Raw genomic sequence first — 22400 nt, 5'->3', positions numbered from 1 at the left:
AGCACCGCGCGGTGCGGGTCCGGCACTGAGACGAGGCGCCGGGCCAGCGGGGCCGACGCGGAGCGCACCGCCTGCGCCCATCGGAGGACGAGCCGCGAAGGCCGGAGGACCTCCAGCTGCCAGCGGAGGCGGCCCGCCGGCCGCAATCGGCGGAGGCCCAGCCATCGGGGACGGCGGAGGGAACTGCGCGAACGCTGCATTGGAAGACAAGATGATGATTGCGAGCGCTGCAGTAAGCGGCAACATTGGAAGTATCTTTTGGGACATAGTCTTTCTCCTGTTCAGATCTGTGTTTCGAGAACTGGCACGGGCTTGTTTACGGAGATCGCCTCCGGGACAAGCGTGCCGTGCGCGGGCGCGGCGGGCTCGTGCGTGGATGAGTTATCGTCGGGCTCAGGGTGAATGCGGAACCAGGCCACATACAGCGCCGGCAGGAACAGCAGCGTCAGCAGAGTGCCGACGATGATGCCGCCCATCATCGCGTAGGCCATCGGCCCCCAGAAGATCTCGCGCGCAATCGGAATCAGCGCGAGACTTGCGGCGGCTGCGGTCAGCAGGATTGGCCGCATGCGATGCTCGGTCGCTTCCACCACCGCGTCCCAGGCCGGCCGCCCCTCCTTCTGGAGATCCTCGATCTGGACGATGAGGATCACGGAGTTTCGAATCAGGATGCCGATCAGGGCGAGCACCCCGAGGATAGCGACGAAGCCAAGCGCGGCACCGCTCGGCAGCAGGGCCATGACGACGCCGATCACGGCGAGCGGCGCGACCGCGAACACCAAGAACAAGCGGTGGAAGCTCTGCAGCTGGATCATCAGCACCGTCGCCATGACGAACAGCATGAGCGGAACGACGGCGACGATCGGCGCCTGGCTCTTGGCGCTCTCCTCCACGGAGCCGCCGAGCTTCACCGAATAGCCGGCCGGTAGCTCCCTGGTGAACTCCGCGACTTTCGGCGCGAGGCGGTCCACGATCGTCTTGGGCTGCACGTTGCCAACAATGCCGGCCTTCAACGTGATGGTGGGGATCCGCGCGCGTCGCCAGATCGTCGGCTGCTCCAGCTCGTAACGCAAATTGGCCACGGCCCCGAGCGGCACGGATTGACCGCCGAGCCCGGTCAATTGCAGATCGCGCAGGGTGTCGATGGAAGCACGTTCCGGCGCGGTCGCACGTCCCGTGACATTGACGAGATAGATGCTGTCGCGCACCTGCGTGATCGGCGTGCCCTCGAGCACCGAGTTCAAGGTGGTGGCGATGTCCTCCGAGGTCACGCCGAGCTGGCGCGCCTTGTCCTGGAGAACGTCGACCTTGACGACACGGGCCGGCTCCATCCAGTCGAACACGACGTTACCCAAGTCTGGGTTGCTCCGAACAATACCAGCGAGCTTCTGCGAGAGATCTCGCACCTTCGCAATGTCAGGTCCACTCAAGCGGTACTGCACAGGGCGCCCCACCGGGGGGCCGACCTCGAGCAGCTTCACGTAGGTGTCGGTCCCGGGGAACGTCTTCTTCAGGTAGTCCTCGAATCGTGCCTTGACCTGGTCGCGCATCTTGATGCCGCCCTTGGTCACGATCACCTGCTGACCGAACCAGGTGTTGGACGTCTGCACGTCGAAGGATAGGACGAAACGCGGCGAGCCGGTGCCGACATAGGTCGACCAGTGATCGACCGAATCGCTGCCCTGCAGCTGTTCTCGCTCGAACCGCGCCATCTGCGCATTGGTATCGGCAATGGAGGCGTTCTGGGGCAGATTCCAGTCGATCACGAGTTCAGCGCGATCCGAGGACGGGAAGAACTGCTGCTGCACGAACTGCATGCCGAACAGGGCGAGCAGGAAGGCCGCAACCGTCACCGATATGGTCATCCAGCGGTGATGCATGCAGAACAGAAGCAGACGCGCGAACCACTGCGCTACGCGGCCCTTCTCCCCATGGTGGCCCTTCATTTTGGTGGGCAGGATGGTGACACCGAGCAACGGCGTGAACAGCACCGCGACGATCCAGGAGACGACCAGCGAGACGGCGATGACAACGAACAGCGTGAAGGTAAATTCGCCCGCACTGCTGCTATTGAGCCCGATAGGAATGAAGCCAGCGACGGTCACCAGCGTGCCCGTCAGCATCGGGAAAGCCGTCGATGTATAAACGTGCGTTGCTGCCTTCTCGAGGGGATCGCCGATCTCGAGCCGCGCCACCATCATTTCCACGGCGATCATTGCATCATCGACCAGGAGCCCCAGCGCGATGATCAGCGCGCCGAGCGAAATTCGCTGAAGCGAAATGCCGGCATAGGCCATCACGACGAAGGTAATGGCGAGAACCAGCGGAATCGCAATCGCCACGACAAGTCCGGCGCGCATCCCCAGGCTGAGAAAGCTGATGCCGAGAACGATAATCACAGCCTCAAACAGCGCCTCGGTGAAGCCAGACACGGCATGCTCGACAACGATGGGCTGATCGGCGACGAGGTGAATGCCGACGCCGACCGGCAGATCGGCAGTAATTCTCGACATCTCCTCCTTCAGCGCCTCGCCGAAATGCAGCAGGTTGGCGCCGGACTTCATGCCAATCGCGAGCGCGATCGCCGGCTCGCCATTGTACCTGAACAAGGTCCTGGCCGGATCTGCATAACCGCGCGTGATGGCTGCGACGTCGGTCAGCGGAAAGAAGCGATCATTGATGCGCAGATTGACCGCCTTCAGGCTTGCTTCTGACGTGAACTGTCCGTTCACCCGTACGCTGATCCGCTCCGGCCCCTCCTGAAATACGCCGGACGGCGCGACCGCATTCTGCCCCTGCAAGGAATTCATGATGGAGTGGACGTCGAGACCGAGCGCCGCGATCTTGCGCGTGGAGAATTCGAGATAGATCACCTCGTCCTGCGCGCCGAGGATGTCGACCTTGCCGACATCGGGCACGGTCAGGACTTTGGCACGGATGTCCTCGACCTCGTCGCGCAGCTGACGTTGGCTCAAGCCGTCGCTGGTGAAGGCATAGATGTTGCCGAACACGTCGCCGAAGCGATCGTTGAAGCCGGGCCCTATCACTCCATTCGGGAAGTCGCCCTTGATATCCGCGATCATGTTGCGGACCCGGATCCAGGTGGGCTTCACGTCGGCAGCCTTGGTGCTGTCGCCCAGATAAACGAAGACAGTGGTCTGGCCGGCGACCGTCACGCTCTTGGTGTAATCGAGCGATTCCAGCTCCTCGAGCTTCTTCTCGATCCGATCGGTGACCTGGCGCGTCATCTCTTCAGGCGAGGCACCCGGCCACTGCGCCTGGATCACCATGGTCTTGATGGTGAAGTCCGGATCTTCCTGCCGGCCGAGCTGAAGATAGGCGAACAGGCCCGCCGCCATGAAGGCGATCATGAAATACCAGACGAGCGAACGATGGCCGAGCGCCCAGTCGGAGAGGTTGAACGACTTCATGGTTTTTCATCCTGTTCAATGCGGACGCGCTGTCCTTGCTTGAGGCTGTGGATTCCGGCGGTGACGACGCGCGTGCCGAGAGCGATCCCGCCGGTGACGCGCGCGCCCGCCTGGTCAGTAACCACATCGATTTTTTGCAGCGTAGCCGTGCTGTCGTGCTGATCGACCGTCCAGACGAAATTCGCGCCGTCTTTGGCGAGCACCGCGGAGGCAGGCAGGCGCAGAATGGTGCCCTGCTGCTTGTCGAGCTTTGCCGTAACGGTTGCGCCGAGGCGAAAATTGTCAGGCGGATTGCTCAGCGCGATTCGGACCCGGCGCAGGCGCGTCACCGGATCAGCTTGCGGCGCAATCTCGCGAATGCTGCCTTCAACTTGAACTGCCGGCAGGAGTTGCAAGCTGACCGTGAATGGCAGGCCGACTTCCAACGGCAACGGAAAGTCCTCGCCGATATCGACCACAGCCTCGCGAACATCCGGCCTAGCGATCGTCACGATGCTTTGGCCGGGAGACACCACCTGCCCGACTTCCGCGCCGACTGCGGTGACCACACCGGCGAAATCGGCCTTGATCTGCGAATAGCCGAGCTGCTCGATCGCCTTGGCCAGGTTTGCCTGTTCGTGCGCGACCGTGGCTTCGGCGCCGGCCCGCGCCTGCTCGGCGTTATCCAGCGTCTGCTTTGTTGTCGCGTCGGTGGTGATGAGCGTTCGCTGCCGTTCCTCCGTCGCTCGGACGGTGGCAAACTGCGCCTCGGCCTTGGCAAGCTGCCCTTTGGCCGCGCGAACGGCGAGTTCAAGGGCGGTCTGGTCAATGATGCCGACTGTCTGTCCTTCATGCACGAGATCACCGACGTAGACCGGACGCGTCGTCAGGCGTCCCAGCACGCGGAAACCGAGATCGGTTTTGTAGCGCGGCTCGACAACGCCGACCGCAATCGCATCGTCGGCGCGGCCCGCTTCGAGAAGCACCGATTGAACGGGCCGCACAGGCTCCGGCGCCTTGGTCTCCAGCTGGCACCCGGCGAGCGCGAGCGCGCATGCAAGCGGGCCCACCACAATCATTGCGCGGCTCGTCATGAGCGGTCTCCTTCATAAGTCACGGGCTGCCCCACGCTCAAAAGCTTGCCGCCGTCGACGACGACCCGCTCGCCCGGCTCGAGACCCGCCTTGATCAATACTTCTCCGGCCTCGTAGCCACCGACTGTGACCGGCTTCAGCGAGGCCGTCCGCGTTGCCGGATCGACGGTCCAGACCGCGGGCCTGGTGCCCACCGCCATCAATGCACGCCAGGGCAATCCGATTTGTCGCTGGGCCTTTACTTTGACAGAGCCTGCGACGGGGCTTCCAAGCGTCATCGCGGCAGGCGGGTCCTTGATCGCCACCTTGACCCGAATGGTCGAACTCTTGGCGTCGACGGCCGGCGAAACCTCCCGAACCTGGCCGCTCGCGGTCACGCCCACGTCGGAGACCAGCACCAACGAAACGCCGCGGTCGTCGGCATTGCCGAGAAAAATGGACTCGTAGACGTCGAAGACGGCGTCCCGCTCCCCATCCTGCGCCAGCGAAAACACGGGTTGCGCAGCCTGTACGACTTGACCGGTTTCCAGATTGCGTGCGGTGACGACGCCGTCCGCTTCGGCTCGCAGCGCGGTGTAGCCGAGAGCGTCCTTCGACGTTCCGAGCTGCGCTTTTGCTGCTTCGAGCGCGCCTTCCGCGGTCCGCAATCCTTCCTGCGCCTGATCGTAGGCCGTACGCGTGGTGAAGCCGCTTGCGATCAGCGCCTTCTGCCGCTCGAAAGTGGCCTTTGCCACACGCAGCTGGGATTCTGCGGCGAGGACGGCAGCGGTCGCGGCATCGACATCGGCCTCCTGCTCGGCGGGGTCGAGAAGGGCCAGCACTTCGCCGGCCTTGACGTGGGTCCCGACTTCGACATAGCGCGCGATCACACGTCCGCTGACGCGGAACGACAGGTCGGCACGGAAGCGAGGCTGGACCTCGCCAGTCAGGGTGATCGAATCTTGCCGGTCCTTCGGCTGGACGACCTCCGTGCGCACGAACGCGGCGTGGGCGGGCGGAGCGTCGGTGCGATCGTTGCAGCCGCCGAGCGCGGCTACGATAAGCGCAAGCGCCAAGCCCGCGAGCGGCTTCGGCGCGCGCCCGATTGAATCGTTGGTGGGGCGGTTCGAGTAGCGTGGTTTCATAACGCGTCCATGCGGTGAGAGGGGGACAGCAGCTCGCCCAAGACGTCCGAGCCCTTGCGAGGCGAGGCCGGATCGTTCGGATGCGCTCGCAACAGATTTGGATCCGCTCCGATCGCGGCCGGGCTCCCGACCTGATCAGAGAGGCCGGAGCCCGAGCGAGGCGTCACGGACGACCTGGCCTTCAGCCGACGCGGCGACCTGATGCGGCGCTTCGCCATCGACCAGTTCGCCCGCCGCTCACGCTCGCTCAAGTGAAACGAGAGAACGACGGATGTGAACTCGGCGGCGAAGCCGTGCTCGATCCGTCCGCCGAGCCCCTTGGCAAGGTCACTGCTGATCTGGAATTCCCGCCCCAGGGCCGCCCGCGCCGAACGCGAGCCGTTGTCCAGCACGACGCAGTTCGCCACCGTGCCGACGCGTGTCAGCTTGACCTTGATCTCGCCGGGGCGCGCGTCGAAATACGCATGCTTCGCTGCGTTGAGGATGAGGTCATGGAGAATCAAGCCAAGCCGATGGCACCGCTCTGACTGAAGCGGGAGAGATTCGGTGGTGAATGCCAGCCGGATTCCCATTCGATCCAACAGGGCTTCACGCATAGCGCCGCCCAGCCTGCGGATGTAGGTCGCGGCGTCATTGAGGGCTTCGCCCCGGGGCGTTGCGAGCGAGCGATGCAACTCGGCATGTCCGTACAGCAGCTCGACCACATCGCTTAAGGCCGCCTTGGCTTCCGCCCCGTCGGCCCGGACGACAGCAGCCGAGACGAGGTCGATCGCCGAGGCGATCCCTTTATCGACCCTGTGGTGCAATTCGCGCAGCAGGACGCCAGCTTCTGGGTGGTGCGGGTCCGGACTCAACATCGTCACTGTGTTCTCCTGAGGTGGACCTGATGATCGGGGCCAACGTGCATTTTGGCGGGCCCCGACCATCCGGAGGGCCGCCGCAGGTCCTGAGAGATCCCCCGCGGCGATTAAATAAACTATACCGTATATTTTCTTTTTATTGCCTTTTCCAACCGGGCGTGTCAAGTGCGATCTGCGCGCCCACAGGCTCGTGATTTGGAGACCGACGGATGACGAAGAAAAACACCCCGAAACGGGGCAGACCGCCCAAGGATCTCGCCGGTGACGTTCAGGCCCGGATCCTTGATGCAGCCCAGCAGCTTTTTCTCGAGAAGGGCTACCGTAGTGCCAGTATCGATGACATCTCCGAGCTGGCGCCGGCGAGCAAGCCGACCATCTATGCTCATTTTCCCGGGAAGGACGCGCTGTTCGCGGCGGTCGTCGCCCGCACCATCAGCGGCCTGACCGACTTCGGCGGGTTCGAGCCCGAAGGGCGCACGCTTCAGGACAAGTTCTCGAGCCTCGGCACCACCATCGTGGAGAAGGTCATCGAAGAATCATTGGGCATGGTTCGGGCCACGATTGCCGAAGCGCAACGTTTTCCCGAGTTGAGCCGCAACGTCCACGATGCCGCGCGCGATCGCTCCGTCAACGCGATCTCCCAGCTCTTGAATGAGACGACGCAGAAACTGGCGCGCTCTCCGAAAGGCCCTTTCAGCGGCAAACGTAGCCTTGCCACGGCTCAAATCTTCCTGGATCTGATCCTGCTGCCAATGCTGTTTCGCTCGTTGGTAGGAGAAACACCCAAAGAGCTGAGACGAGAGTTGCCGTCTTTCGTGCGCGAGCGGGTTGGCTTTTTCCTTGCGGCCTGTGAGGCGGACTGGACGCCGTGAGCGAGCGATCCGCCACCAGCACGATTCGTTTACGCGTACACGACGTTTCAAGCCGACGGGCAGTTTGCGCGTTCGGCATGGTCGGCCTCAACGCGCCGGAACCGCGTGCATTTCACGCCGGCAAGCCTCGCCGAACTCACGCAACGGATCCATCTCCTCCATGCAGCCCGGCAGGTCGACAAACGATTTGTTCGGCGCAAGGTAGATTTCGATGATCAGCCGGCCCGCCCGCTCCGCGGCATGGACCACCTCATCGTCGGACAGGATTCGCATGCGCCCGACCAGCGCATATAGATTCACCAACGCCGGGATCTCGGATTTGTCGCTGGTCAGCGCGTCCGCGTAGAGCCGGGATGCCTCCTCGATGAAGCTTCGATACAGCTTTTCACGCTTGGAGACCGTGTGGGCATGATGACGCTCACGGACCCTGCGGCGACGGGTCACCCACCCCGTCACGATCGTGGAAATGGCTCCGAAGGCGGAGCCACCAAACGCAGCGAAAGCGGGAGCATAGATCGTATTCATCCGGTCATTCCTCATCTTCGGCGCCGCGATACCGTTGCGACCTTATGGTCCTGAGTGAAGCTGTAGGTGCTGCATGGTCGAAGACGGCTCTGCAAGCATCGCTCAGGTCTGACTTCTTTTGCCTGAGACAGGCCTCCACATTCGTGGCGTCAGGGATGTAGCTGGCGCACAGACGAAACGCGTCGGGCGCGCATGCCGCCCTCTGCTCGGGTGTGCCGCGATCCTCCTGCGCGAAGGCACTCCCGGCGCTCAGCGAAACCAACGTCAGGGCTGCAAGCAGCAGCCGGTTCTTGAACATGTCGAATCCCTTTCCGAACTTGAGGCATCAGCTTTACGAACGGAAACCTCGGCCTCACTCCGAAGTCCCCGCCAGCAGACCAGGAAGAACACGGGCTTGTTAGCTTCTGCTCTTGACACATCCCGCGATCCAAGCTGTATATGAAATATACGGTGTAGTTTATTTAGGAGATGGAAGATGTCAAGCCTGTTCCTTGCGCTGCTACGGGAAAATCCCTGGCCGGGGATTGCCGTCGCGTCGCTCAATCTGGTTGTGGCCGTGTCGCTCGTGGGCGTGAGCCTGCTGCTGGGCATTGCGATTTCGGTACTCGCCTGGGTGCATGCGCTCGCCGATCGCGAGCCGGCGCCGACGCGGCAAGCCGCCAACCGACAGGGCTTCGCATGACCCCGGCATTGCTGCTCGCTCGCGATTGCATCATCTATTGGGTCAACGTCTGGCTGGCGCCGGTCGAATGCATGTTCGACATGATCGAATCGGAGCTCGTCCGCAGAGGCGTCGCGCTTGAAGGGGTCGGGCCCCCTTCCCCGCCCGCCGCCTGAGCATGCTGGATTTCCGACATGCTCAACTTCATCGAAGTGTTCGACGTCATGCACGTGGAGCCGGCCACGGGCGCTTCAGAGTGGACCGGACTCACGGGCACGCGGACGGCCCTTGAGCGCGACGGGCACCTGGTCGACCAGAAGGCGATGGCCTATTGCCCGATCGAATGGCTCGACGAGCGCGGCTATCTCGATGCCGACCTCGTGCACCAGCATCCGCGCCCCTGGGGCATTTGACGCGCTTTGCTGCAACATGGATCCCGATTCTGCGTCACAACGCTACGCGCTGCTGAGCCGGGCCCCATGTCCAAAGACACGAACCGCCTACCCCGCCGCCGCCTTCGCCGGCGCGACGTTGATGGCGAGCTTGCCGTAGCGGTCGGTGAAAGCCTCGGTATCGATCTCTTCCAGCTTGATCTCGCCGCTCATCACGCCTTGCTTCCAGGCCGCCTGCGCCGGATCGTTCTGGAACTCGGGCATCACCTCGCGGCCGAACAGCTCGAGGGATTCGCAGATGTGCTCGTGGCTGTTCTTGCCCGCTTGATTCAGCAGGATGACCTGGTCGATATGCGACGACTGAAAGCGCTTGAGCTTCTTGCGGATCGTCTCCGGCGAGCCGATCAGGCCGCCGCGCAAGGCCGCCTCCTGCGCTTCCGGATTGTCGCGCTTCCACTTGTTGTACTCGTCCCACATGTTGACGGTGTAGGGCGCGGGCCGCTGGCGGTTCTGCGAGGCACCGTAGAAGCGCAGCGCGAACTGGAAGAAGGTGGCGCCGTCGGCGCGCGCACGGGCCTCTTCATCCGTCTTCGCGCACATGAAGAATGACACCAGCGCCATGTTCGGATTGATCTCGTAGTCGGCGAGCTTCGCGAGGCGCTTGGTCATCGCGTTGTAGTAAGCGTGCACCCAGGCATGCGCGGCATCGGCGCTGACGAACTGGAAGCCGAGCGCGCCAAAACCGTGGCGGCCGGCACGCTCGATGGTCGGCAATTGCGAGCATGCCATCCACAGCGGCGGATGCGGCTTCTGCACCGGCTTCGGCACAACATTGCGCAAGGGGATGTCGAAATATTTGCCGTGGTGCTCGGAGCCCGCGTCCCTGAACATCGGGAAGATCGCAGCGACGGCCTCCTCGAACACTTCCTTCTTGGTCTCCATGTCGCGGCCGAACGGCGTCAACTCGGTGATCGAGGCGCTCTCGCCCATGCCGAATTCGCAGCGGCCATTGGAGAGCAGATCGAGCACCGCGACGCGCTCGGCAACGCGCGCCGGATGATTGGTGGTGAGCTGGAGGATGCCGTGGCCGAGCCGGATGTTCTTGGTGCGCTGGCTCGCGGCGGCGAGAAACGACTCAGGCGACGGCGAGTGCGAATATTCTTCGAGGAAGTGATGCTCGACCACCCAGGCGTGGTCGTAGCCGAGCTTGTCGGCGAGCTCCATCTGCGAGAGTGCGTTCTGGTAGAGCCTGAGCTCGTCGCCGGCCACCCAGGGCCGCGGCAGTTGCAGCTCATAGAAGATGCCGAACTTCATGACGCCTCTCCCGCTTATTTTTTGTTGCGGGCATCTTAATGCGTGAGGCGGCGCTGTCTACGCAGTCGCAATTCCGCCTTGCGGGAGAACGCGCTTCTCGGCGCGGCGGCCATTCAGGACCGCACCGATGAAGGTGAAACGCACCAGGAGATGATAGCTCGCCAGCATCGGCGGAATCGCGACGACGAGAATGATGGCGAATTTGATCAGCCCGGGCCAGTCGCGTTGCGACAGCGCGACCTGCAGCGCCATCACGATCGGCATGTGGATCAGATAGAGCCAATAGGACGCATCGGCGAGGTAACGCCAGGTCGGACTGAAGCCGGACATGAAGCGAAGCGCGAGACCGACGGCAGCGAAGGTCGAAATCCAGATCGCCGGCGCATAGAGGATGGCGGAGACAAGTCTGAGCGTGGCGAAGCTGAAAGGCAATTTCGGCGCACCCGGCGCGGACGTCATCACCCCGACAAGCACGAAACTGATCAGGATCAGGCCAAGCGCGATCAGAAGATGCGGGAGCCAGCGCCGCTCGAGCAGCCGCAGCAGATCGACCTGCCGATGCAACAGCCAGCCGACGCCGAAGGCGGCGCCGAAGCCGATCCAGGCCTGGGCGTTGGTGATGAGCGATTGATCCGGCGTCCTCACGCCCATCACATTGATCCAGCGTTGGTCGAGAAAGAAAGCGATGCCGATCGGGATCGCAAGAAGCAGCGGCGCCAGCGGATTGCGCATGATCCGTGCGAAGCCGCGGTCAAGAGCCGCGCGCCAAGTGCCTGATGGATCGAGCCAGACGACGGCGCCGCGCAGCAGGAGCATCGCGACATAGAGCTCCAGCAGCACGTAGAGGAACCAGAGATGGGTCAGCGGGAAATTCGGTAGCACCGGCGGCCAGCTGCGGGACCAACCGCCGTTCGGGAAATGAGACGCCCAGATCGCGATGAGGCTCATGGGCGTGAACAGGATCGGCCAGCTGATCACCAGCGGCACCCCGATCCGCTGCAGCCTGTCCCGGACGAAGCCCGAGGCACCGCGGCGATGAAAGCTCATACGGGCGAAGAAGCCGGCCATCAGGAAGAAGGTCGTCATCCGGAAGACATGGACGGTGAAGGACAGCAGGCCGAGGAGCAGGCTTGGATCGGTGTCCTGGATGAACCAGAACCGGGGCGTGGCAGGCACGAACGACATTGCCGCGTGCAGGACGATGCCAAGCAGCAGGGCGCCACCCCTGAGCGCATCGAGAGCGTGCAATCGTTCCGATACGGGGGCGGCGGCGGTCGAAGGAGACATGGGTGGGCTCGTGCTGGCTGACAGAGATTTCTGCCCGCCAATCTGCCCCATCGGGTCACGGCCTTCTCGCCCGATCCAAAAATCGGCTAGCCGATTTCTCGGCGCGGCTGGTTGATCCCGGGATCGCCGCCGATCCCGGGATCGCAGTCGGTTTCCGGCCGGCTCAGCGCCTCGCGCCGGAATTCGGTCGGGGTGACGCCGGTTTCGGCCTTGAAGGCGCGATTGAAGGGGCCGATCGACTGAAAGCCTGCATCCATGGCGATGGTCAGCACCGGGACCTCCCGTTGCGTCACATCGGACAGCACCAGTCTGGCATCCTCGATGCGGTAGCGATTGAGGAACGCATTGAAGTTCCGATAGCCCAGCCCTTCGTTGATGGCCTGGCGAAGCCGGTGCTCGGGAACGTCGAGCCGTGCCGCCAGCGCGCCGATCGCAAGACCTTCCTGCCGGTAGGTTCGCTCCACGGTCATCAGATGGTCAAGACGCCGCAGCAGGATCGGATCGACGACCACCCGCCCCGCGGTGGCGCGATCGGCCTCGCGCGCATCGCTGGATGCAATTGCCGCCGTAGCGTCGTTGACGGGCACGGCCGGCTGCGTGGCGAAAGCCCCCAGTCCGGCGAGGATGGCCACCAGGAACAGGCCGAGCGCGGTCGGGAAGCTGCCGGGCGCGCCGGGAACCGCGACAGGAATTGCGGCGAAGCCGGCGACGGCGACGGCCGCGATGAGCAGGACATTGATCGCAAGGATCGCCAGCCGTAGTCGGCGGCGCCGCGCGACCAGATCGGCCCGCCAGGTCTTGATCGTCTGAACCGCGGCAGCGAGGGCCAGCACCAGGGTGCCCAACGCCAGGACTCGACCGCCAGCGCCAGCCAAAGCGGGCCAGTACGCCCAGCCCAGCGTGATCGCAAATCCATAGGCCACGACGCTCAGCCACATGGCGCCGTGCCACCGCTTAAGCACGAAATCGTCGTCGAACGCCGCGCGCGCCCACAACCAGAATACGGCGGGCTGCGCGGACAGGATCGGCAACGTCCACCACCAAGCCGTTTTGGGGAAGTTGGGTGCGGTCACGATCGCATAGAAAATGCCGCCTGCGCACATCGCGATGCCCAGCAAGACGTTCTGATTGGCGGGGCGACGCTGGAGCGCCGCGAGAACGATCAACAGGAACACGCCGCTTGCCGCGCCGCGAAGCCCGAGATCGATGGCCGTGAGCCCCATTGCGTTCACAACTCGGATGTCCCCTCTGACATTCAATTCTCGCATCGGCTCGGCGCGGGCACAATCTCAACTTGCGCTGATGATCCCAGCGGCAACAGGCTGGCCCCGCTTGAACCGGCGGGGCGAATGGTTAGTTTTGGGGAACGGCGAATCGCCTCGTTTCGCCCCTCCTCAAAGCAGACATGCCCACATTCACCCCGCACCAGGATGCCGCCCTCAAGGCCGTCGACGACTGGCTGAAGGCAAAACCCGGCCGCAACGGTACGCCGCCGGTGTTCCGCCTGTTCGGCTTTGCCGGCACCGGCAAGACCACGCTGGCGCGGCACATCGCCGACGGCGTCGACGGTGAGGTGAAGTTCGCCGCCTTCACCGGCAAGGCCGCGCTGGTGATGCGCAACAAGGGTTGCGACGACGCCTCCACCATCCATTCGCTGATCTACCGCGCCCGCGAATCCGGCGAGGAGCAGCCGAGTTTTGAATTGTGGGACGACGCACCCGCGTCCAAAGCCAAGCTGATCGTGATCGACGAATGCTCGATGGTCGACGCCGAACTGGGCCGCGACCTGATGTCGTTCGACTGCCCGCTGCTGGTGCTCGGCGACCCTGCGCAGCTGCCGCCGATCCAGGGCGGCGGATACTTCACCAATACCGAGCCCGATGCGATGCTCACCGAAGTGCATCGCCAGGCCCAGGACGATCCGATCGTGCGGATGTCGATGGACGTCCGCGAGGGCCGCGAGCTCGACATCGGCCGCTACGGCGAGAGCGAGGTGGTGTCGCGCAAGGAGCTCGACCCTGATCGCGTCATGGGCGCCGACCAGGTGCTGGTCGGCCGCAACAACACGCGACGCGCCTACAACATGCGGGTGCGGCAGCGGCAGAACATTGAGGACGTCTTTCCGGTTGCCGGCGACAAGCTGGTCTGCCTGCGCAACAACCGCAAGAAGGGCCTGTTCAACGGCGGCCTGTGGCGCGTGAAGTCGCGCAACACCTCGCGCTCGAAATCGCGCATCCTCAGCATGCGGCTCTCGCCCGACGAAGATTTTGGGCACAAGGTGACAAAGGTCTCCGTGCGCGCCGACTGCTTCGAGGGCGGCGTCGAGGCGATCGCCTGGGAGCAGCGCAAGCCCTATGACGAGTTCGACTACGGTTACGTGCTGACCGTGCACAAGTCGCAGGGCTCACAATGGGACGACGTCGTGCTGTTCGACGAGAGCTTTGCGTTTGGGGAGAGTCGCGCAAGATGGCTGTACACGGGGATTACGCGCGCGGCGAAGCGGCTGAGCATTGTGGTTTGACGCCGATCCCCGCTCCGTGACCACAGTGAGTCGTTTGGCGAAGACGAGGGCGTGAACTCATAAGGCGGTAGACGTCGCGCGTCTCACAGGGCTCGCGTTCAACAAAGTCCGATCGACGTCATCAGGGTTGCGGACCCGATAGACCCGGCTCGCGCTCGGCCCGGAAAACATTGCTATAAAGATTTGCGATCCATTGCCGACCGCTCGATGTGATATTGAGATAGCGTATCGCGGTCTGAATTTGTGGAGCGACGTTATTCCAGTAAAACTGCGGGTACTTGTAAACGACGTCGGCAGGCGTTTCATAGCCGAGCTTTTTGTTTAGACCGATTTCCTCAAACTCGTGAAACAGAGCATTTGACTTTCTCAGGTAGTTGGGATCGCCAAGCTGACCAATAAGGTCGGCAGCGCGCAGCAACATCCCCTCCTCTTCCATCAAGCTGTCGTTTGAGGATTCCGAATAGGGAAAGCGGGTGTACTCTATGGATCGGGCAATTCGGCTTGCGTCGATATCTTCGATGTCGTCGAAGCGTTCCAGGACGAACAATTTTGAGCGGTCCACATGATAAGGTGCGAGTGCGGCGTCAGAGGCCCCCCGCGGGAGACGAACCATGCGACCAGTCAAGTCTGCTACATAGGAATCATCACTATCCCCTTGAACGACTCCGCGCACGTACCCGATATCATGGGTGAGGCACGCCAAAATAAAATTCGCATAGTCGATGACTGTCGTGGGCCGCAACATCATTCGTCCCATCAGGATATCGTGCCCGGCAAGAGTCACGAACATTGAGTGCTCTATGTTGTGATACAGGGCGTCGCTGTTACCGATGCATTCCAATGTGAGTCTGGCCGCGAAGGGAAGAACTTCAGCCAGGCGGGCATGCGAATAACCAAACCGATCTCGTGTATCCGAGGTCAAGAACGATGCTAAACTCTGCGCTACCAGTTCTGGAATTGTGATCATCTGAACACCCATCTCAGTGTGAGCCGCGGGTTCTGACAAACTCCTTTGTTAAACCTTCAATAGCACATCGCGGGCTTCGCCGTCGCGTCCCACACGCTGCCTTCACTTCCCCGCCACGAAATAAAAATCTTCCCGCCCCGGCGGCGAGCCATACGAAAACGGCTGCTGCTCGTGCTTGGTCATAGACCAGACGTCGTCGCGGACGATGTCGAACAGCTTTCGGATCTCAACCTTCGGCACCTTGATCTCGCGGGCGAGCGCGGTGGAGAACGGGCTGTCGGCGCCGTTGTCGCCGTCGATCGCGGTCTCGCCGTGCTTAGCGGCATAGACCACCATGAAGCCGGCGCCGGGCTCAATGTTGGAAAAGCCCTTGTCGACCAGCTTCAGCGACAGCGTGTGCTGCATGGTCGGCGCGAACGGATTGTCGCGGCAGGCATCCAGGATCACCAGACGCACTTTTCTTGCCGCGCCCACCGCTGCGATCACCTGCTCCAACGCGACGGCCTGGGTCTCGGCGTCCCGGTCGACGGCGAGCTTCGCGTCAACAGGAACGAGATAGTTCACCCCACCGATCTCGAATCCGTGGCCGGCGTAATAGACCACCGCCCAGTCGGCCTTCTCCGCTTCGTCTGCAAAAGTCTTCAGCGCGTCGAAGAACTTGTCGCGGGTGAGGTCGCTGACGGAGATCACGGTCTGGAAGCCGACATCTTTCAACACGCTCGCGATCATCTTCGAATCGCGCGGCGGATTGGGCAGAGCATGGACGTTCTTGTAGGCGCCGTTGCCGATCACGAGTGCAACGCGGCGCCCGCTGGGCGCGCCTCCCGGCGTTTGCGGCGTCAGCGCGGCGAGCCGCTCCTGCGCGATGGTGCGGGCGCGGGCGACGTCGAGCTCATCGAATTTCGTCAGCGAATAGGCCGCGGAGCGGTAGTCGGCGCGGGCCTGGGCGAGATCTTTCTTGCGCTCGTAGACCTGGCCGCGGCCGGAATGCGCGCGGATGTTGTTCGGGTTGATCTGAAGCGCCGCATTGTAGTCCTTCAACGCGGCGTCGAGATCGCCCTTCATCATGCTGACATAAGCACGATTGTTGATCGCACCCGTGTTCTTCGGTTGCTTTTCGATGATGCCGTTGCAATCGGCAAAGGCCTGGTCGAACTTGCCCATCAGGCCGTAGGTGATGCAGCGGTTGCCGGCGATCTGCGGCGCGGTCGGATCAATCTTCTCAGCCTCGGCGAAATCGGCGAGCGCGCCGTCAAAATCCTTCATCAGCGTGCGCACGCGAGCCCGGTTGGTCCAGCCGAGGATGAATTTGGGCGTGTATTTGATCGACAGACTGAAATCGTCGAGCGCGCTTTGGAGCGCGTTCCGACGCAGCTGGATGACGCCGCGATTGTTGTAGGGCACGCCGTAGGTCGGCCGCTTCTGGAGCGCAAGATTGAAGTCCGCCATCGCAAGGTCGTCCTGGCCCGTGCGCTCATAGGCGATGCCGCGCAAATTGAGGATGATGGCATTGTCGGGATCGAGATCGAAGCCCATGGACAAGGTCTCGATCGCATGGACATTGTCGCGCTTGTTGATCAAATTATTGCCGCGCACGGACAGCGCGACCGCCTTGTCCTTGCCGGTGACGCGGTCGGCGTTGAGCAGGTTCTCGCAGGCCGTCGTCCGTGCCTGGGCATCGGCCTGGCGGTCGCGGCAAATAGCGAGGTCGTCGCCGGCTTGCGGCTCGGCCGCGGCGATCGCGAGGCCGGAGACGAGCATGACTGATATCAGGGGGACGACGCGCAGCATGTTGTCAGATCAGCTCCAGCCACCACATTTTTAAGTCGATCAGCGATCGCGCCGGTTCATCTAGCCCGGAGTTCCCCAGCCCGCCAAGTCGGGCCAGGGGCTGCGACTTTTTTCACGGACTCGTGTCTCTCTCCCCGTAACAATCGCCCGGTCGGTCCGTATCTTCGGTGTCTGAAAACGCCGGGCAGGCTGTTCGCCCGCCCTCAATCGCCCTAAACTGTCAGGCCTTCCGAAAGAGGATCCGCCATGCGCCGCTCCGTCCTGTCCCTGCTCGCCGCCACCACCGCCCTGACGCTGGCCTTTGCCGCACCGACCCGGGCCGCGGAAGACGCCATCGTGATCCCTGCCCCCACAGTCGACGCAGCACCCGCGAATAGCATCCAGACCGCGGTGATCGCCGGCGGCTGCTTCTGGGGCGTGCAGGGCGTGTTCCAGCACACGGCCGGTGTCGTCAACGCCGTCTCCGGCTATGCCGGCGGCACCAAGGCGACCGCCGATTACCAGACCGTATCGAGCGGCCGGACCGGCCACGCCGAGTCGGTCGAGATCAAGTTCGACCCGAAGAAGATCTCCTACGGCAAGATCCTCCAGATCTACTTCTCGGTGGCGCACGACCCGACCCAGCTCAACCGCCAGGGACCGGACTCTGGCACGCAATATCGCTCGGCGATCTTCACCACCTCCGACGAGCAGAAGAAGGTCGCGGAGGCCTATATCGCCCAGCTCGACGGCGCCAAGGTGTTCAGCAAGCCGATCGTGACCAAGGTCGGCGCGCTGGAGGCGTTCTACCCGGCCGAGGGCTATCATCAGGACTATCTGACGCTGCACCCGAACCAGCCCTACATCGCCTATAACGACATCCCCAAGGTCGAGAACCTGAAAAAACTGTTCGCGGATAACTACATTGAGAAGCCGACGCTGGTGAGCGCCAGCAAGGCCACCAACTGATCGCGAGATCATCGACAACAAGTTCATCAGACAAACGGGAGACCCATGCCCGACACCAAGACGAAAACCAACGACGACAAGGTCATCAAGAGTGAAGAGCAGTGGCGCAGCGAGTTGTCGCCGATGCAGTACGCGGTGCTGCGCGAGAAGGCGACCGAGCGTCCCTTCTCCGGCGAATATGAGCACGACCACCGTGCCGGCACCTATGTCTGCGCCGGCTGCGGCAACGTCCTGTTCGAGTCCGACGCCAAGTTCGATTCCGGCTGCGGCTGGCCGAGCTTCACCGCGCCTGCGGTCGAGAGCCATGTCGACGAAGAGCGGGATGCGACGCACGGCATGATCCGCACCGAGGTGCTCTGCTCCAAATGCAGCGGCCATCTCGGCCATGTCTTCCCGGACGGACCGGGGCCGACCGGCCTGCGCTACTGCATCAATTCGGCGGCGTTGAAGCTGGAGCCGAAATAAGATTGCGCGTTGCCGGGTTCCCCAATGGAACCCGGCGGCGCGATGTGCTTTTCTTATCTGGCGGTGCAGCCGTTGAGCGTAATCCGGCGACCGCCAGGGAGGACGCCATGTCACTCGGGACCATCCTGATCATCCTGGTGATCATCTATCTCTTGGGCGGCTGGTCCGGCCGGATCGGCGGCTATGGCTACGGCATGGGCCATTCCGGCATGGGGATCGGCGGCGTTGTTCTGGTGGTGCTGCTCGTCCTGCTGCTGCTTGGCAAGCTGTAAATCATATAAGTCACTGAAATTATTTAATTTTCTGCGGTTGCGGACCTGCCATGCATGGATTCATCATCTCCCATCGCAGGGGTCGCATTTCTGTCAAAACGGCTTATATTAGTGGACGAAAATGATGTGCGGCGGGCCCAGCCGAGTGTGGCCTCCGCCCTCCCAAACCCCACGCGCTTAAAGCCCCAGACAAGATCACGAGGTCTTTGACCATGCGTCCACTGCGTCCGTTCAACTTCAACACCTCCGCCGAGCTCTTCCCCGCCGCCATCCGCAAGAAGAAGCGCGCGGGCTTTACCTATCGGCGGTTCGGCACCGCGGCCGAGGCCGTGCAGTTCGCGATGGAGCAGTTGCCGACGGATTCGCTGAATGGCGCGTACCTCCAGGTCGAGGAAGCCCGTTTCGACCAGAACGGCATCCGCTCGCTCTATGAGAGCGAGGCCTTCCCGCTGCCGCGCCACCGCAAGCCGGAACCGGTCGCCGAGACCGACGCCGACGCGGCGTAAATTTCGCAAAACTCCGATGTGCGCGGAAAGCGCGACGGCCGAAAGGCTGTCGCGCTTTTTGCTTTTCATAGGGGCGGGATTCAGAGGCGCGGCTGCTTGTCGAGCCAGCGGCGCAACAGGCGGACGTTGCGCATGTTGGCGCGGAACATGACGTCGAAGGCGTCGCCCACGAACGGCACGATGCCGACCACGCCGTCGACCGCGACATTGCCGAGCATCCGCGCGGTGATGTACCAGGGCGCGCCGAGCGCGCGGGCCTCGCGCACCAGCCACAGCGAGATCGCGGTGGTGATGATGTCGCCGATCACAGGGATCAGGCCGATCAACCCGTCAATGCCGTAGCGGATATTGGTGCCGGGCAGGATGAAGGCGACGTCGAGCAGCTTTGCGAGAGCCTCGAGCCGCGCGATGCGCTGCTCGCGCGTCAAATTGCCGAACGGGTTACCTTGTCCGAACTCGAAGCGAAACTGTTGAAACCCCTGCTCCAGGCGTTCAGGGCGGATCTGTTCAGGGCGGATCTCCTGGCCGTCCTGATCAATGATCGGTCCGCGCGCCGCGCGGTCCGAAAAATCGGCGCGCGACTGCGTCCCTGAGCGGGATCTGCGTGGCGCGAGAATGTCGTCATCGGGCATGGTCATGGCCATTGGGGACGCGCGAGCGCAGCAGAGGTTGCTGCGCCGCGTCCGAAGGTCGCGCGCTCAGCTCGCCGCCGCCGCGGGCTGCGGCTCCTCGACATAGCGATGCACGAGCCAGGATGACAACACCGCCGGCACGAAGCCAACCAGGCCGTACAGGATGAACTGCACCGCGCCCGAATCCGCCCCGCGCGAGCTGTAGGTGAACGCGGCGAGGATGAAGGCGATCAGGCCGACCAGCAGCATCCGCAGCCCCGGCCCGACCCGCCTGACATGGATCAGGATGTCGTCGACTGCGCCGATCATCAGCGACGGCAGGAAGCCGAACAGATAGCTGTATTGCAGCGTCTTGAAGAACACGACGAACAGCTTGCCGACCTCGCCCCAATTGGTCTGGGTCCAGTAGCCGGACTGGTAGGTCGTCGTCAGCAAAAGCAGAAACCCGCCCACGAACGGACCGACGAGCGCGAACACCAGATAGCGTTTCATCAAGGACTCCTCATACGCAGAGGGATTTATAGCAGCGCGGCGGGAACCTTGGATAGCGGGGTTGCGGGCTGTTGGGAGGAACAAGTGGCAAGGCGGCGGGTTCAGACTGCACCTGAAATTCACCTGTCAGATTTGGAGCCGCCGATGTCTCGTAAACTGTTGTTGCTGGCGACGATCACCCTCTCGGCCCTCGGCGGCCTGTCGAACCCACCCGCCTTCGCGCAAGGCCATATGGGGACGCCGCAGGAGCAGAGCGCCTGCTCGCGCGATGCCTCGCGGCTTTGCCGCAAAGACCTTGGCAATGACGGCGCGGTGCAGGGTTGCCTGCAGGCCAACCGCGCCAAACTGTCGAGATCGTGCAGCAAGGTGTTCGAAAGCCACGGTATGTGAGATCGGCATGTAAGTTGCGCGCCGGCGTTTTGCGTGACGGTCGCGCAACAGCTGCGAATTCCTTCGCGTCGCCCATTGCAGCTTCGTAACAATCGCGCATACTCGAATCGGGCGGCGCAGCACTTTTCGATTCGAATATCAAGAAATCGAGCGACCACATGCGGGATTCAGTTCCCGGCGTGAAGGCTGTGACATGCGGCAGATCAAGCCGCGTGCGGCGCCCCAAAACCAAGTGGTTCAAGCCACCGAACTCGGGGACGCATTATTCATGACACGCACCATCGCTACGCTGTTCGCCTTCGCCGCCATCACGTTCCAGACTTCACCCGGCTTCGCCTTCTCGTCCGAAGCGCAGCAGATGTGCTCGGGCGATGCGATGCGGCTGTGCTCCAGTGAAATCCCGGACATCCCGCGCATCAGGGCCTGCATGGTGCAGAAGAAGGCACAGGTCAGCCCCGGCTGCCGCGCCGTGATGGACCGCGAAGCTGCCGCCGCCGCGTCATCGCGCAAGCGGGAAGCGGCCGCGCAGTAAACGCGGGTTCAGGTCTCGATTGGATTGCTGAGAACTCGGTTCACCTCTGCGAACGAAGAGGTGAACATCAAGCACGCTCGACCTAGTCGCCCCATTGCGCGAAGGCGTCGTTGAAGGCGCGCTCGCCGGGGGCGCCCTTCTCGATGGCGATGATGGCGCGGCGCTGGTTGGCGTAGACCAGCGGCACGTCGAACCACGAGCGCTCCTTCAGCAGCTGGACGTTGCGGGCGCGGTCGGCGTCGACATTGGAGAGGCCGACCAGGAAGAAGCCGTCGGTGACCTTGACGGCGAGGCCGGCGAGCGGCGTGCCGCGCGCCTGCTCGTTCGACTTCATCAGGATGCCCGGCACGTTGGAAACGCTGCCGCCCGGAAAGTCCGGCGGCAGGATGAAGGTCAGCTCGGCCGTGTGGCTCGCCGGCAGCGACGAATCGGTGTTGCGGCGGAACGACATCGTCATCTTGAACTTGCGGTCGGGGATCTCGATGTCGGCGCGCACGGCGATGTCGGCCTTCTGGTTGCCCGACGCCTTGATCGGCTCGAGCCGCCACACCACCGAGCCGACATATTGCTTGCCCTTGGGGTCGGACGGATCCTCGTCGTAGAGCACGACCTTCTGCGCGACCGGCGCGGCCGGCTGGTCGCTCGCCGAGGGCTGGCCGACGCGATCCGGAATCTTCGGCTTGCTCTGCGGCTGCGAGGCATCCTTCGGCGCCTCGACGACCTGGGTGGGCGAGGACTTGAACAGATTGGTCGCGATCTGGACCAGCTGTTTGCCCCAGAGGATGCCGGCGCCGACCAGGATCAGCACGATGCCGATGGCGATCGCGCTCTTGAACGGGAAGATCGAGCCGGTGCGCTTGGGCTTCTTGGCACCGCGGTCGGCTGCGATGCGCGGACGCGGCGACGGCGGCTGGGTCTGCGGCGCGTAGCGCTCGGCCTCCTCCATCGACTCGTCATAGGAATAGGGCGCGTCGGGTTCGGCGGCGCGGTTTTCCAGGCTCGGCTCGAGCCGGTCGAATTCCGGCGAGGGCGACGGCACATTGGCATAAGTGCGGCGCGCGGCGCGGTTGGCCTGCGCGGCGGCTCCGCCGAGATCATTGACGTCAGCGGTGATGTCGCGGAAGCCACGCACGCCCGGCGCCGGCGGCAATGGCGGCGGCGGTCCGCTGTCCTGCGGACGACGCGGAGGAGAGCGCCCGGCCGGCGGCTCCGGCGGACCAGGCTGGCGCGGCGCATCGAAACGCGGGGCGCGGGGCGGACGCGGAGCATCGTTCTGGTCGTCGCCGCCAAGCGGCGGGCGCGGCGACGGCTGTCTCTTATACACATCTGACGCTGCCGACGATCT

Annotated in this window: 25 protein-coding genes; 11 read left to right on the top strand and 14 right to left on the bottom strand. The window is 63.3% G+C overall.

Going from position 1 to position 22400, the window contains the following annotated elements; all coding sequences use genetic code 11:
* Positions 1-281: 281 nt before the first annotated feature.
* From FXB40_RS04515 to FXB40_RS04500, 4 genes are read right to left on the bottom strand one after another with little or no spacing between them, the layout of a single operon-like run.
* A complete protein-coding gene (locus tag FXB40_RS04515) occupies positions 282-3431 on the bottom strand; it encodes an efflux RND transporter permease subunit (protein ID WP_148771002.1) in 3150 nt (1049 codons plus the stop codon).
* Entirely contained in the window at positions 3428-4504 is a 1077-nt protein-coding gene (locus FXB40_RS04510; protein ID WP_148771001.1) for an efflux RND transporter periplasmic adaptor subunit, read from the bottom strand. The genes FXB40_RS04515 and FXB40_RS04510 overlap by 4 nt, the downstream gene beginning before the upstream one ends.
* Positions 4501-5628 (bottom strand): efflux RND transporter periplasmic adaptor subunit, encoded by a 1128-nt coding sequence (locus FXB40_RS04505; protein ID WP_148771000.1) that lies wholly within the window; start codon positions 5626-5628, stop codon positions 4501-4503. The genes FXB40_RS04510 and FXB40_RS04505 overlap by 4 nt, the downstream gene beginning before the upstream one ends.
* Positions 5625-6485 (bottom strand): sensor histidine kinase family protein, encoded by an 861-nt coding sequence (locus tag FXB40_RS04500; protein WP_148771058.1) that lies wholly within the window; start codon positions 6483-6485, stop codon positions 5625-5627. The genes FXB40_RS04505 and FXB40_RS04500 overlap by 4 nt, the downstream gene beginning before the upstream one ends.
* 212 nt (positions 6486-6697) lie before the next feature.
* Here FXB40_RS04500 and FXB40_RS04495 point away from each other — a divergent pair, with 212 nt between their 5' ends.
* Positions 6698-7360 carry a TetR/AcrR family transcriptional regulator gene (locus FXB40_RS04495; protein WP_148770999.1) on the top strand — a complete coding sequence of 221 codons (663 nt, stop codon included), beginning with the start codon at positions 6698-6700 and terminating at the stop codon, positions 7358-7360.
* Positions 7361-7447: 87 nt separating this feature from the next.
* Here the strand turns inward: FXB40_RS04495 and FXB40_RS04490 are convergent, their stop codons facing one another.
* Together FXB40_RS04490 and FXB40_RS04485 are read right to left on the bottom strand one after the other, a co-directional pair.
* Positions 7448-7885 (bottom strand): hypothetical protein, encoded by a 438-nt coding sequence (locus FXB40_RS04490; protein WP_187436668.1) that lies wholly within the window; start codon positions 7883-7885, stop codon positions 7448-7450.
* 4 nt (positions 7886-7889) lie between these two features.
* Entirely contained in the window at positions 7890-8183 is a 294-nt protein-coding gene (locus FXB40_RS04485) for a hypothetical protein (protein WP_148770997.1), read from the bottom strand.
* A gap of 177 nt (positions 8184-8360) precedes the next feature.
* On the opposite strand from FXB40_RS04485, the gene FXB40_RS04480 reads away from it, so the two are divergent.
* From FXB40_RS04480 to FXB40_RS04475, 3 genes are read left to right on the top strand one after another with little or no spacing between them, the layout of a single operon-like run.
* The gene (locus FXB40_RS04480; protein ID WP_148770996.1) at positions 8361-8567 is read left to right on the top strand and encodes a hypothetical protein; all 207 of its coding nucleotides are present in this window, start codon (positions 8361-8363) and stop codon (positions 8565-8567) included.
* Complete coding sequence (locus FXB40_RS47665; RefSeq protein WP_187436667.1) at positions 8564-8722, top strand: hypothetical protein; 159 nt, start codon at positions 8564-8566, stop codon at positions 8720-8722. Before FXB40_RS04480 ends, FXB40_RS47665 begins: the two co-directional genes overlap by 4 nt.
* A gap of 18 nt (positions 8723-8740) precedes the next feature.
* Positions 8741-8959 (top strand): hypothetical protein, encoded by a 219-nt coding sequence (locus FXB40_RS04475; RefSeq protein ID WP_148770995.1) that lies wholly within the window; start codon positions 8741-8743, stop codon positions 8957-8959.
* Positions 8960-9046: 87 nt separating this feature from the next.
* Here FXB40_RS04475 and FXB40_RS04470 read toward each other — a convergent pair whose 3' ends face one another.
* The 3 genes from FXB40_RS04470 to FXB40_RS04460 all read right to left on the bottom strand — a co-directional run bounded on the left by FXB40_RS04470 (position 9047) and on the right by FXB40_RS04460 (position 12762).
* Positions 9047-10252, bottom strand: coding sequence for an LLM class flavin-dependent oxidoreductase (locus tag FXB40_RS04470; protein ID WP_187436666.1), 1206 nt, complete (start codon positions 10250-10252; stop codon positions 9047-9049).
* Between the two features lie 57 nt (positions 10253-10309).
* Positions 10310-11539 carry an acyltransferase family protein gene (locus FXB40_RS04465; RefSeq protein ID WP_187436665.1) on the bottom strand — a complete coding sequence of 410 codons (1230 nt, stop codon included), beginning with the start codon at positions 11537-11539 and terminating at the stop codon, positions 10310-10312.
* A gap of 86 nt (positions 11540-11625) precedes the next feature.
* A complete protein-coding gene (locus tag FXB40_RS04460) occupies positions 11626-12762 on the bottom strand; it encodes an AraC family transcriptional regulator (RefSeq protein WP_187436664.1) in 1137 nt (378 codons plus the stop codon).
* 182 nt (positions 12763-12944) lie between these two features.
* Here FXB40_RS04460 and FXB40_RS04455 point away from each other — a divergent pair, with 182 nt between their 5' ends.
* On the top strand, positions 12945-14060 hold the full coding sequence (locus FXB40_RS04455; RefSeq protein ID WP_148770992.1) for an ATP-dependent DNA helicase: 1116 nt from the start codon (positions 12945-12947) through the stop codon (positions 14058-14060).
* A 121-nt stretch (positions 14061-14181) separates the two neighbouring features.
* Here the strand turns inward: FXB40_RS04455 and FXB40_RS04450 are convergent, their stop codons facing one another.
* Positions 14182-15027, bottom strand: coding sequence for a metal-dependent phosphohydrolase (locus FXB40_RS04450; RefSeq protein ID WP_148770991.1), 846 nt, complete (start codon positions 15025-15027; stop codon positions 14182-14184).
* A gap of 102 nt (positions 15028-15129) precedes the next feature.
* Positions 15130-16818 (bottom strand): caspase family protein, encoded by a 1689-nt coding sequence (locus FXB40_RS04445; protein WP_148770990.1) that lies wholly within the window; start codon positions 16816-16818, stop codon positions 15130-15132.
* Between the two features lie 246 nt (positions 16819-17064).
* Between FXB40_RS04445 and msrA the strand changes: the two genes are divergently transcribed.
* The 4 genes from msrA (at position 17065) to FXB40_RS04425 (ending at position 19009) form a co-directional block, all read left to right on the top strand.
* Complete coding sequence (gene msrA, locus FXB40_RS04440; RefSeq protein WP_148770989.1) at positions 17065-17766, top strand: peptide-methionine (S)-S-oxide reductase MsrA; 702 nt, start codon at positions 17065-17067, stop codon at positions 17764-17766.
* A 45-nt stretch (positions 17767-17811) separates the two neighbouring features.
* Complete coding sequence (gene msrB, locus FXB40_RS04435) at positions 17812-18231, top strand: peptide-methionine (R)-S-oxide reductase MsrB (protein WP_148770988.1); 420 nt, start codon at positions 17812-17814, stop codon at positions 18229-18231.
* Positions 18232-18338: 107 nt separating this feature from the next.
* Positions 18339-18503 (top strand): DUF3309 family protein, encoded by a 165-nt coding sequence (locus FXB40_RS04430; protein WP_187436663.1) that lies wholly within the window; start codon positions 18339-18341, stop codon positions 18501-18503.
* Between the two features lie 212 nt (positions 18504-18715).
* The gene (locus FXB40_RS04425) at positions 18716-19009 is read left to right on the top strand and encodes a hypothetical protein (RefSeq protein WP_027532521.1); all 294 of its coding nucleotides are present in this window, start codon (positions 18716-18718) and stop codon (positions 19007-19009) included.
* A gap of 80 nt (positions 19010-19089) precedes the next feature.
* Here FXB40_RS04425 and FXB40_RS04420 read toward each other — a convergent pair whose 3' ends face one another.
* Together FXB40_RS04420 and FXB40_RS04415 are read right to left on the bottom strand one after the other, a co-directional pair.
* Complete coding sequence (locus tag FXB40_RS04420; protein WP_148771056.1) at positions 19090-19647, bottom strand: DUF4112 domain-containing protein; 558 nt, start codon at positions 19645-19647, stop codon at positions 19090-19092.
* Between the two features lie 60 nt (positions 19648-19707).
* Positions 19708-20133 (bottom strand): DUF5413 family protein, encoded by a 426-nt coding sequence (locus FXB40_RS04415; protein WP_148770986.1) that lies wholly within the window; start codon positions 20131-20133, stop codon positions 19708-19710.
* Positions 20134-20277: 144 nt separating this feature from the next.
* Here FXB40_RS04415 and FXB40_RS04410 point away from each other — a divergent pair, with 144 nt between their 5' ends.
* Positions 20278-20523: a hypothetical protein gene (locus FXB40_RS04410; RefSeq protein WP_187436662.1), complete on the top strand. Its 246-nt coding sequence runs from the start codon at positions 20278-20280 to the stop codon at positions 20521-20523.
* Between the two features lie 193 nt (positions 20524-20716).
* Positions 20717-21055 (top strand): hypothetical protein, encoded by a 339-nt coding sequence (locus tag FXB40_RS04405; protein ID WP_187436661.1) that lies wholly within the window; start codon positions 20717-20719, stop codon positions 21053-21055.
* Between the two features lie 82 nt (positions 21056-21137).
* On the opposite strand, the gene FXB40_RS04400 is transcribed toward FXB40_RS04405, so the two are convergent.
* The coding region (locus FXB40_RS04400) for a hypothetical protein (protein WP_246207365.1) at positions 21138-22400 on the bottom strand (1263 nt) is incomplete at its 5' end.

The organism is Bradyrhizobium rifense, from assembly GCF_008123425.1.
GTDB classification, from domain to species: Bacteria; Pseudomonadota; Alphaproteobacteria; order Rhizobiales; family Xanthobacteraceae; genus Bradyrhizobium; species Bradyrhizobium rifense.
The sequence above is the reverse complement of the archived record's forward strand: the minus strand, read 5'-3'. Positions and strand labels throughout refer to the sequence as shown.

Excerpts from the sequence above, each read along its gene's own strand:
- msrA (WP_148770989.1), top strand. The coding sequence starts at position 17,065 with ATGCGCCGCTCCGTCCTGTCCCTGCTCGCCGCCACCACCGCCCTGACG.
- FXB40_RS04415 (WP_148770986.1), bottom strand. The coding sequence starts at position 20,133 with ATGAAACGCTATCTGGTGTTCGCGCTCGTCGGTCCGTTCGTGGGCGGG.
- FXB40_RS04515 (WP_148771002.1), bottom strand. The coding sequence starts at position 3,431 with ATGAAGTCGTTCAACCTCTCCGACTGGGCGCTCGGCCATCGTTCGCTC.
- FXB40_RS04430 (WP_187436663.1), top strand. The coding sequence starts at position 18,339 with ATGTCACTCGGGACCATCCTGATCATCCTGGTGATCATCTATCTCTTG.
- FXB40_RS04480 (WP_148770996.1), top strand. The coding sequence starts at position 8,361 with ATGTCAAGCCTGTTCCTTGCGCTGCTACGGGAAAATCCCTGGCCGGGG.
- FXB40_RS04490 (WP_187436668.1), bottom strand. The coding sequence starts at position 7,885 with ATGAATACGATCTATGCTCCCGCTTTCGCTGCGTTTGGTGGCTCCGCC.
- FXB40_RS04500 (WP_148771058.1), bottom strand. The coding sequence starts at position 6,485 with ATGTTGAGTCCGGACCCGCACCACCCAGAAGCTGGCGTCCTGCTGCGC.
- FXB40_RS04450 (WP_148770991.1), bottom strand. The coding sequence starts at position 15,027 with ATGATCACAATTCCAGAACTGGTAGCGCAGAGTTTAGCATCGTTCTTG.
- FXB40_RS04410 (WP_187436662.1), top strand. The coding sequence starts at position 20,278 with ATGTCTCGTAAACTGTTGTTGCTGGCGACGATCACCCTCTCGGCCCTC.
- FXB40_RS04420 (WP_148771056.1), bottom strand. The coding sequence starts at position 19,647 with ATGACCATGCCCGATGACGACATTCTCGCGCCACGCAGATCCCGCTCA.
- FXB40_RS04505 (WP_148771000.1), bottom strand. The coding sequence starts at position 5,628 with ATGAAACCACGCTACTCGAACCGCCCCACCAACGATTCAATCGGGCGC.
- msrB (WP_148770988.1), top strand. The coding sequence starts at position 17,812 with ATGCCCGACACCAAGACGAAAACCAACGACGACAAGGTCATCAAGAGT.
- FXB40_RS04445 (WP_148770990.1), bottom strand. The coding sequence starts at position 16,818 with ATGCTGCGCGTCGTCCCCCTGATATCAGTCATGCTCGTCTCCGGCCTC.
- FXB40_RS04425 (WP_027532521.1), top strand. The coding sequence starts at position 18,716 with ATGCGTCCACTGCGTCCGTTCAACTTCAACACCTCCGCCGAGCTCTTC.
- FXB40_RS04495 (WP_148770999.1), top strand. The coding sequence starts at position 6,698 with ATGACGAAGAAAAACACCCCGAAACGGGGCAGACCGCCCAAGGATCTC.
- FXB40_RS04485 (WP_148770997.1), bottom strand. The coding sequence starts at position 8,183 with ATGTTCAAGAACCGGCTGCTGCTTGCAGCCCTGACGTTGGTTTCGCTG.
- FXB40_RS04475 (WP_148770995.1), top strand. The coding sequence starts at position 8,741 with ATGCTCAACTTCATCGAAGTGTTCGACGTCATGCACGTGGAGCCGGCC.
- FXB40_RS47665 (WP_187436667.1), top strand. The coding sequence starts at position 8,564 with ATGACCCCGGCATTGCTGCTCGCTCGCGATTGCATCATCTATTGGGTC.
- FXB40_RS04460 (WP_187436664.1), bottom strand. The coding sequence starts at position 12,762 with ATGGGGCTCACGGCCATCGATCTCGGGCTTCGCGGCGCGGCAAGCGGC.
- FXB40_RS04470 (WP_187436666.1), bottom strand. The coding sequence starts at position 10,252 with ATGAAGTTCGGCATCTTCTATGAGCTGCAACTGCCGCGGCCCTGGGTG.
- FXB40_RS04465 (WP_187436665.1), bottom strand. The coding sequence starts at position 11,539 with ATGTCTCCTTCGACCGCCGCCGCCCCCGTATCGGAACGATTGCACGCT.
- FXB40_RS04455 (WP_148770992.1), top strand. The coding sequence starts at position 12,945 with ATGCCCACATTCACCCCGCACCAGGATGCCGCCCTCAAGGCCGTCGAC.
- FXB40_RS04405 (WP_187436661.1), top strand. The coding sequence starts at position 20,717 with ATGCGGCAGATCAAGCCGCGTGCGGCGCCCCAAAACCAAGTGGTTCAA.
- FXB40_RS04510 (WP_148771001.1), bottom strand. The coding sequence starts at position 4,504 with ATGACGAGCCGCGCAATGATTGTGGTGGGCCCGCTTGCATGCGCGCTC.